12 protein-coding genes are annotated in these 8,519 nt (G+C 44.7%); 1 reads left to right on the top strand and 11 read right to left on the bottom strand.

Going from position 1 to position 8,519, the window contains the following annotated elements; all coding sequences use genetic code 11:
- Nucleotides 1-114, top strand: a 114-nt coding sequence (locus ES017_RS10895) for a transposase (RefSeq protein WP_171334972.1), incomplete at its 5' end; no start/stop codon positions are given.
- A gap of 266 nt (nt 115-380) precedes the next feature.
- Here ES017_RS10895 and ES017_RS10890 read toward each other — a convergent pair.
- The 11 genes from ES017_RS10890 to murA all read right to left on the bottom strand — a co-directional run bounded on the left by ES017_RS10890 (nt 381) and on the right by murA (nt 8,491).
- The gene (locus tag ES017_RS10890; protein ID WP_021095080.1) at nt 381-779 is read right to left on the bottom strand and encodes a hypothetical protein; all 399 of its coding nucleotides are present in this window, start codon (nt 777-779) and stop codon (nt 381-383) included.
- Between the two features lie 139 nt (nt 780-918).
- Nucleotides 919-1,149: a hypothetical protein gene (locus ES017_RS10885; protein WP_003396952.1), complete on the bottom strand. Its 231-nt coding sequence runs from the start codon at nt 1,147-1,149 to the stop codon at nt 919-921.
- A 66-nt stretch (nt 1,150-1,215) separates the two neighbouring features.
- On the bottom strand, nt 1,216-1,647 hold the full coding sequence (fabZ, locus tag ES017_RS10880) for a 3-hydroxyacyl-ACP dehydratase FabZ (protein ID WP_171335066.1): 432 nt from the start codon (nt 1,645-1,647) through the stop codon (nt 1,216-1,218).
- A gap of 85 nt (nt 1,648-1,732) precedes the next feature.
- Nucleotides 1,733-1,948 carry a DNA-directed RNA polymerase subunit beta gene (locus tag ES017_RS10875; protein WP_021095077.1) on the bottom strand — a complete coding sequence of 72 codons (216 nt, stop codon included), beginning with the start codon at nt 1,946-1,948 and terminating at the stop codon, nt 1,733-1,735.
- Between the two features lie 12 nt (nt 1,949-1,960).
- On the bottom strand, nt 1,961-2,785 hold the full coding sequence (locus ES017_RS10870) for a flagellar hook-basal body protein (RefSeq protein ID WP_042895138.1): 825 nt from the start codon (nt 2,783-2,785) through the stop codon (nt 1,961-1,963).
- A gap of 10 nt (nt 2,786-2,795) precedes the next feature.
- On the bottom strand, nt 2,796-3,584 hold the full coding sequence (flgF, locus tag ES017_RS10865) for a flagellar basal-body rod protein FlgF (RefSeq protein ID WP_021095075.1): 789 nt from the start codon (nt 3,582-3,584) through the stop codon (nt 2,796-2,798).
- 88 nt (nt 3,585-3,672) lie between these two features.
- Complete coding sequence (mreB, locus tag ES017_RS10860) at nt 3,673-4,677, bottom strand: rod shape-determining protein (RefSeq protein ID WP_021095074.1); 1,005 nt, start codon at nt 4,675-4,677, stop codon at nt 3,673-3,675.
- A gap of 92 nt (nt 4,678-4,769) precedes the next feature.
- Entirely contained in the window at nt 4,770-5,033 is a 264-nt protein-coding gene (gene spoIIID / locus ES017_RS10855; protein ID WP_003396966.1) for a sporulation transcriptional regulator SpoIIID, read from the bottom strand.
- A 222-nt stretch (nt 5,034-5,255) separates the two neighbouring features.
- The gene (spoIIQ, locus tag ES017_RS10850; RefSeq protein WP_021095073.1) at nt 5,256-6,032 is read right to left on the bottom strand and encodes a stage II sporulation protein SpoIIQ; all 777 of its coding nucleotides are present in this window, start codon (nt 6,030-6,032) and stop codon (nt 5,256-5,258) included.
- Nucleotides 6,033-6,107: 75 nt separating this feature from the next.
- Complete coding sequence (gene spoIID / locus ES017_RS10845; protein WP_021095072.1) at nt 6,108-7,094, bottom strand: stage II sporulation protein D; 987 nt, start codon at nt 7,092-7,094, stop codon at nt 6,108-6,110.
- Nucleotides 7,095-7,192: 98 nt separating this feature from the next.
- Nucleotides 7,193-8,491, bottom strand: coding sequence for a UDP-N-acetylglucosamine 1-carboxyvinyltransferase (murA, locus tag ES017_RS10840; RefSeq protein ID WP_021095071.1), 1,299 nt, complete (start codon nt 8,489-8,491; stop codon nt 7,193-7,195).
- Between the last annotated feature and the right edge of the window lie 28 nt (nt 8,492-8,519).

The following is an 8,519-nucleotide window of genomic DNA, read 5'->3' as shown; positions in this document are numbered from 1 at the left end:
AAAATGGAAGGAACGAATAACAAGATCAAGCTGATCAAACGTCGGGGATATGGATACAGAAATATCCAGCGTTTTGCATTACGGGTTCGGTTAGAAACGACTAACATACTTTAATGGCAGGTGCAAGTACATCTTTTGGTGATGAACCTTTATATAGTATATTTATTAATTTTTAACAAAAAGAAAACCGACAGTGCCATGTTCTGCCGGTTAATGAATCGTTTCTTCGTTATGTCCTTCTTCTCCAATGATTCGTTTTGCTTGTGCGATGATATCATTCACTTCAGCAACGGTATATTCTCGATCTGGGAGCGGACGGTCATATGCTTGATAATATAAAATTTCCGCTAGTTTTCGTTGCTTTTCGCTCGCTCGTTTCGTTAGCTTTTCTTTTTTTTTAATTCTTGTTGGAGACGTTCGATATGATATTTTGCTTCTAACCTACAGCCGTAAGGGAAATCGTCGATGCCGAGCCGTTCAACGAGACGGTTAATTTCTGCGATTTGGTCGTCTGTTGGAGGTTCGTTGACGAGTTGGTCGATAATTTCGTTAATGCGGTCAGCGAGCTGTTCATGAAATTGCGGGTTTGTTTTCATCTTATCGTCTAATTGTGCAAACCATGTCGCTTCATTGTATAAATAATGACGCCACTGTTCCATCAACGCTGCCGCATCGTATTTCGTTTCATCCCAATCAATCGTCGCCATATATCTTTCGAACACTTTTTTAATCGATAGCGTGATGTTCATTTTCAAGCGATGAGGAAGCTGTTTTAACATATATAAAAACCCTCCATATCATTATCGTCAACCGTTAATGTATCATAAAGAAACGTGTATTGACAAAGTTTTTTTATAACTATGATAACGTTTATAGGAAGGAAGGGAATAAAAAAACGTAAGAGGAAGCCTCTTACGTTTATTCGTCCGTATTGTCTGCGTCATTCATATCTTCCGCATCTTCGACAGCGTCTTCTTCATCTGGCACAGCATCGTTTTCATCGTCGCCAACACCTTCGTTTGTATCTTCGCCTGGCTGCATCTCTTCTTGGTTGTTCATATCGTTGTCTGTATCATCGTTATTGCAGCCTGTAACGACCATGACGGCAATGAGCGCGCTAATAAGCTTAAGTAGCCATAGTTTTTTCATTGCATATCTCCTTTCTTAGGCATATGTAATCACTTATAACATGCCCAGAAAAAAGGAACATATGCATTATTTTTTCTCACCTAAAGCAAACATAATATCTGTTTCACATACGAGTTCGCCATCGACTGTGGCGATGCCTTTTCCTTTCCCGATTGCCCCTTTGAAGCGAATCATCTCCACTTCTAGACGTAATTGATCGCCCGGTTTTACTTGTTTTTTAAAGCGACAGTTGTCAATGCCGGTGAAGAAAGCAAGACGTCCGCGGTTTTCTTCTTTCATTAACATCGCGACCGCCCCTACTTGCGCTAGCGCCTCGACGATCAGCACGCCCGGCATGACGGGATATTCAGGGAAATGACCGACAAAAAATTGTTCATTGGCACTGACGTTTTTTATGCCGACGGCTCGTTTTCCTTCTTCCACTTCAACAATGCGATCAACGAGTAAAAACGGATAGCGATGTGGAATAATTTGTTGAATTTGTTGCATATCAAGCATACTTTCTTCCTCCTTTATAAAAAAACGGAAGGATCTCCCTTCCGTATTTGTTTTCAATGTATCATGTTTTCAAGTGGTCTGTCCACTACTGTTTTTCGATTAAATCGATAATATGCTGCCATGTTGCTGGTTTGAGTGCGTCAAATGGCTTGCCGTCGCCGAGTACACCGTAACCGATCATCGCCCCGATCGCCCCGCTTAGCGCTACGAGAACGAGCACAATCACTAGGCGAAGCCAAATCGGAATGAGACGACGGCGCGGACGGCGAAGTGAACGTTTTTTCGTTTGTTTTTCCTCCATCGTTTTCCCTCTCTATGAACGAATACCGTTAATGAGCCCCATCATTTGATCTGACAATGTAATTGCCCGAGCATTGAGCTGGTATGACCGTTGCGTGATCATGAGTTCGCTCATTTCTGTCGCTAGTTCCACGTTCGATTGTTCAAGAGCGTATTGTTGCATTGAGATGGCGTTACGGTTGTTGTTAGTTAAATTGATGACCGCATTTGGCGCATTTACATCAGCCGGGAAAGCAAATCGGTTGTCGCCGAGCGCTTGCATAAGCTGCGGGCGCGTCACGTATGAAACACCGATGTTTACTGTCTGCATGATGTTTCCGTTTGGCGCAATCAATTGCATCGTGCCGTTTTGAGTGACTTGAATATCTTTAAACCCTTCGCGCACCGTAATCGGTTCATCGTTTTCATCTAATACCGCATATCCATCCGCTGTGACAAGCATCAGTTCATCTGGATTGTTCGCGGACGGACTAAGGTAAAACGCACCGTCGCGCGTATATTGAATCGCATCATCGACACGGATGCGGAAAAACTGCCCTTCTTTTGTAAAAGCGAGATCAAGCGGACGATCTGTTTTTACAACCGACCCTTGCTTCATTTGCATATGTGTCGACGCTACTTTCGCTCCGACGCCAAGACGAAGACCGTCAGGCGTGAAGCGTGGGGCTTCGTCTGTCTTTGGCGAGTTTTGAAATTGTTGAGCGAGCAGTTCGCCAAATACGGCATCGCGCTTTTTAAACCCGGTCGTATTGACGTTTGCGATATTATGGCTAATGACGTCAAGCTGTTGTTGTAGCTGGTTCATTGTATTGGCAGCAGTAATCATTGAGCGCAACATACATATCCTCCTACTTTAGGCGGCCAATTTCGTTGGCTGCTTTGTCCATGCTTTTGTCGTACGCTTGTAAAATTTTTTGGTTCGCTTCAAACGCTCGGTAAGCTGAAAGCATATCTGTCATCGCGCGAGATAAATCGACGTTCGAGCGCTCAATATATTGTTGGCGAATCGTATACGCTTCAGCACGCGGAAGCTCGCCTTCTGCTCGAAATAGACCGTTCCCTTCTTTCGCTAGCGATTGAACGTTTGCCGCATAAGCGATGCCAAGGCGTGCAATCGTCTGTCCATCTTTTGTAATCGTGCCGTCTTCACGTACTGTAAACTGCTCATCGCCTACTTGCATGCGGTTCCCGTTTTCATCAAGCACGTAAAAACCGTCCGTCGTCGTTAAAAATCCGTCTGCATCTATGGTGAAATGACCGTTTCGCGTGTAACGAACGTCGCCTGCTTCATTTTGTACGATAAAAAACGATGTGCCTGTCCCATCAACGATTGCCATATCGGTGTTATTGCCTGTTTCGCGTATATCCCCTTGGGCAAAGTTTGGCACAAGCTCTTGCACGTACACGCCTGTCGATAGCGGACCGATATATGTACGATCACGCCACGTCGGTTTTTTTTCAGTTGGAATCGTCGTTTGTTGAATGCGATGCATCAGCATATCTGGAAAAGCTCGTAATGACGCTTGATCAGCTTTGTAGCCTGGCGTGTTGGCGTTTGCGATATTGTTCGTCATCATTTCAATGCGCCGCTGTTGAGAAAGCATGCCTGAAGCAGCTGTATATAGTCCGCGAAACATAAAACGTCCTCCCCAATCGTTTTTACACTACTTCCATTATAAAAGAAAAGGGGGAAAAAAGCGAATAGGTACCATTTCCCAATGGCACCTACACGAGTTGACGATATGGAGCTTTGTCAATGTTATCAAGCATTAATCCTGTGCCGATCGCGACGCAATCCATCGGATTTTCTGCAATAAAGACAGGCACTTTCAACTCTTGCGCAAGCAGTTGATCGATGCCGTGAAGCAATGCGCCGCCACCTGTTAAGAAAATGCCGCGGTCGATAATGTCTGCCGATAATTCCGGCGGTGTGCGCTCAAGGACGGTTTTTGCCGTTTGGACGATCGTATATACCGTTTCGCGTAGCGCTTTTTCAATCTCTCCAGAACGAATCGTAATCGTTCGTGGCAACCCTGTCACTAAATCGCGTCCGCGAATGTCCATCGCTTCATCGCGCGCGTCTGGAAAGACCGTAGCGATGTTTATTTTAATTTCTTCCGCCGTTCGCTCACCGATTAATAGTTTATATTCTCGTTTAATATAACTTAAAATTTCTTGGTCAAATTTATCGCCCGCTACTTTAATTGATGCGGATGTGACGATGTCACCCATCGATAAAACGGCAACGTCTGTCGTACCGCCACCAATGTCGATAACCATGTTTCCAGAAGGTTGGAAAATATCCATCCCTGCGCCGATCGCTGCCACTTTCGGTTCTTCTTCTAAGTACACTTTTTTGCCACCGCTTTTTTCTGCTGCTTCTTTAATCGCTTTCCGTTCTACAGATGTAATGTTTGTTGGGCAACAAATTAAAATGCGCGGTTTCGCAAACCATCCTTTTAAGTTCAGCTTGCTTAAAAAATGTTTTAACATTGCTTCTGTAATGTCGAAGTCCGCAATGACACCATCTTTTAACGGGCGGATGGCAACAATATGCCCGGGCGTACGTCCGACCATGCGTCGCGCTTCTTCTCCGACCGCTAACACCCGCTTCGTATGCTGGTCAATCGCTACAACAGAAGGTTCGTTTAATACAATGCCTTTTCCTTTGACATAAATCAACACGTTCGCCGTGCCGAGATCGATGCCGATATCTCTTGCTAAAAACATGCATGTTCCTCCTTGCCATTTCTCCTAATAAAATATTTTACCACAACGATGGCGAAAAAAAGAGAATATTTTTGACAAGGGGAACAACAAATTTACGTCGCTTGCTCCGTTTCTTTTTTATACTTTTTCTTCGTCGCTTCTCCTCCACGCAAATGGCGAATGGATTTATGGTAATCTAAAATTTCTTTTACTTCATTCGCTAATTCGGGGTTAATTTCCGGGAGCCGTTCCGTTAAGTCTTTATGCACGGTGCTTTTGGACACACCGAACTCTTTCGCGATGACGCGAACGGTTTTTCTCGTCTCCACGATATACTTGCCAATCTTGATTGTACGCTCTTTGATGTAATCGTGCACACTGCTCGCCCTCCCTAAGTTGGATGTGAGAAGTGTGAAATGAGACGTATAAGGCGTTGATCGCAGTGGCGTTTACTCGTTCATAACAAAGTCGTCAATCTCATCTATTAATCGTTCATCTCACCTCAAACACCCTCGTTGTTCAAGTTTGTAATAGTGTATTAGGGAAGAAGAAAATATATTCCATAAAAAAGCGAACAGATGAGCATTTTGCCCATCTGTTCATGTTCTTGCCATTCCGATCGAAGCATCTGGAACAGTGCTTGACGGATCGCTTTCTTGTTCATTTGTTTTGTTTTGATTTGTTTCTTGTTGTTCCGTTTGTTTTTCTTTCGCTTCTAATGCGCTAAGCGGTTGATCAAAGTAAGCGACCGGGTTAACGGCTTGCCCATCTTTCCGAATTTCAAAATGGACGTGGACGCCTGCTTCTTTATTAAACTCGTTTGTTCCTGCCTTCGCAATCACTTGTCCTTGTTTTACTGTATCACCTGTTTTCACTTGTACGTCTTTTAATGATTGATATACCGTCACGACGCCGCGATCGTGTTGAATATGAACGACGTAACCAAAGAGAGGGTCTTTTTCTGCTTTAACGACCGTCCCGCTTAACGATGCGGTCACATCAAAGCTTTCGCCGTTTTTCATCGCGATGTCGACACCTTTGTTCGGATAATATTCATCATTATAAGAGACGAGAGCAGCTTCTTGTTCTTCGGCTGATGCATTAAAGTCGTAAAACGGTTTTGCAATTTCGACAGCGTTTGGATCAAGGACAGGCATCGCGATTTGTTCAACGGCTTGTTGGACAGGAACAGATTGTTGTTCGTTTACAGCTGTGCCCGGTTTTGTTTCATCAACAGGCGGTTGCACGATATCGTTTGTTTTGCTTTGGAACCAAAGCACACCTGTTAAAATGAGCGCTGCGCTTAACAAATAAATCGAAGGAACAACCCAACGTTTACGGAACAACTTTGAAACTTTTTTGTTTTCTTCTTTCATGTTCATCACCTCAGCAACCATTGTGAACAGAAAGCAGAACATTTATACACGTGAATATAAAAAAAATTTGCCGCTTCAAAATTTTGAAGCGACAAGTGACACATCGTGAATTTGTACCCCACGATAATAATATTGAACGATCTCTTTATACGTTTTTCCTTGCTTTGCTAAAAAGTTCGCCCCGTATTGACTCATCCCAACACCGTGACCGTATCCTTTCGTTGTGATGACAATGTTGTTTCCTTGCCTTGTCCATGTAAAATCCGTTGATTTTAATTGCAGCTTTTCGCGCACTTCCCGTCCGGTCAGCTTTTTTCCGTGAATATCGACAAGGGCGACACGTTTTCCTGGCGTGCGTGCGAGTATTTTGCCGACTGATCCGTCTTTTGGCAATTTGACACCGAGCCGCTGCTCAAATTCGCGAACAGATAACGTCACTTGTTCGTAAAACTTCGGCGACTTTGTATCCCACGGGCTTTCCACGCTCGTTAAGTAAGGAAACGCGTTTTGCCAATACGCTTCTGAATTTTCCGTATAGCCGTTGCTTGTGGAGAAAAATGCCGCTTCAATCGGCTCGTTGTTGTACGTTAAAATTTGCCCGCGCGTCGCCTCGACCGCTTCTTTAATTTTTTTTATTTTCCATTCGTAACTGATTCCCCACATTTCTTTTAATTGCTCGTCGTTATAATACACTTGATGCATGACCGTATCGGTCACGTTCGCTCCTTCAGGCAGTTGGATCGGTTGGTTATGCATGAGCTGTTTCACGATATACGTTCTTGCGGTAAGTGCTTGAGCTTTTAACGCTTCCATTTCAAATTCTGCCGGCATTTCTGCCGCTACAACACCAACGACATATTGTTCAAGCGGAAGCCGTTCGACCTTTTTTTCTTTACTTCGGTATACAGCCACTTCCACCGTTGGTTCATCGCGTGCTTGAACGGGCTTCGGTTCGGCAGGAAGGGGTGTGTTTTGCTTTTCCCCGAACGCTAAAACGACTAATGCAGGAATAAGTAAAATAAGTGTAAATAACGCAACGGTTGCGATCATCCATTGTCGCAAATGCCATCCCCCCTTTATCATTACTAAACTGTATGCAGGAGGACAAGCATATATGCAAAAACGACCATTAGCTTTTCGCAAACGGTCGTTTTTTTACATTATCCCACATCTGTCACTTGCGTTTGTACGATGTCCACATGTTCGCGTACACGTTCAATATCTGCCCCTAAAGCAGCTAATTTTTCATGAAAGCGAACGTAACCGCGATCTAAATGTTTCAGCTCTGTTACGCGCGTGTATCCTTCTGCCGCTAACCCAGCTAAAATAAGCGCTGCAGCAGCACGCAAGTCCGTTGCTGCCACTTCTGCCCCTTGCAAGTTGCACGGACCGTTAATAATGACCGAACGGCCTTCAATTTTCACATCCGCGTTCATGCGACGAAATTCTTCGACGTGCATAAAGCGGTTTTCAAATACCGTTTCTGTCACCATGCTTGTGCCTTCCGCCTTCATAAGCAACGCCATCATTTGCGACTGCATATCGGTCGGAAAGCCGGGATGAGGCATTGTTTTCACGTCAACTGCTTTCAGTTTGTCCGGAGCGATGACGCGCAAGCCGTTGTCTTCTTCAATAATAGTGACACCCATTTCCTCGAGTTTGGCGATCAACGACGTTAAATGTTCTGGCACCGCCCCTTGTACGAGGACGTTTCCGCCCGTAATCGCAGCGGCAATCATAAATGTTCCTGCTTCAATGCGATCAGGAATAACGGTATGCTCTGCACCATATAATGTAGTAACACCTTCAATGCGAATCGTGCCTGTTCCTGCACCGCGCACTTTCGCGCCCATCGCATTTAAAAAGTTCGCTAAGTCAACAATTTCTGGTTCTTTTGCGCAGTTTTCAATAATGGTTGTTCCTTCTGCCAAAACGGCAGCCATCATAATGTTTTCTGTCGCGCCGACACTCGGGAAATCTAAATAAATTTTTGCCCCGCGTAATTTTCCGTTCACTTCAGCGTCAATGAAACCGTTCCCGATTTTCACCGTCGCACCCATCGCTTCAAACCCTTTTAAATGTTGGTCAATTGGTCTTGACCCGATCGCACAGCCACCTGGCAGTGCGACGCGTGCCCGACCTTTGCGGGCAAGCAATGGACCCATCACTAATACAGATGCTCTCATTTTTCGTACATATTCAAATGGAGCTTCAATACTTAGCTCTCCAGATGCATCGACGACAATGTTGTTTTTGCCAACCGTCACGTCTGCTTGTAAGTGACGTAACACTTCACTAATCGTATATACATCGGAGAGTTCAGGTACATCGTAAATGACGCTTTTTCCTTCACTCGCTAACAATGTTGCGGCGATGACAGGCAACACAGCGTTTTTCGCACCTTCCACTTTCACTGTGCCGCTCAACCGCTTCCCGCCGCGGACGATGATTTTTTCCAAGGCATTCCCCTCCGCGTCCAAAGTCTCT

The organism is Anoxybacillus sp. EFIL (assembly GCF_013096955.1).
GTDB classification, from domain to species: domain Bacteria; phylum Bacillota; class Bacilli; order Bacillales; family Anoxybacillaceae; genus Anoxybacillus; species Anoxybacillus ayderensis.
The sequence above is the reverse complement of the archived record's forward strand: the minus strand, read 5'-3'. Positions and strand labels throughout refer to the sequence as shown.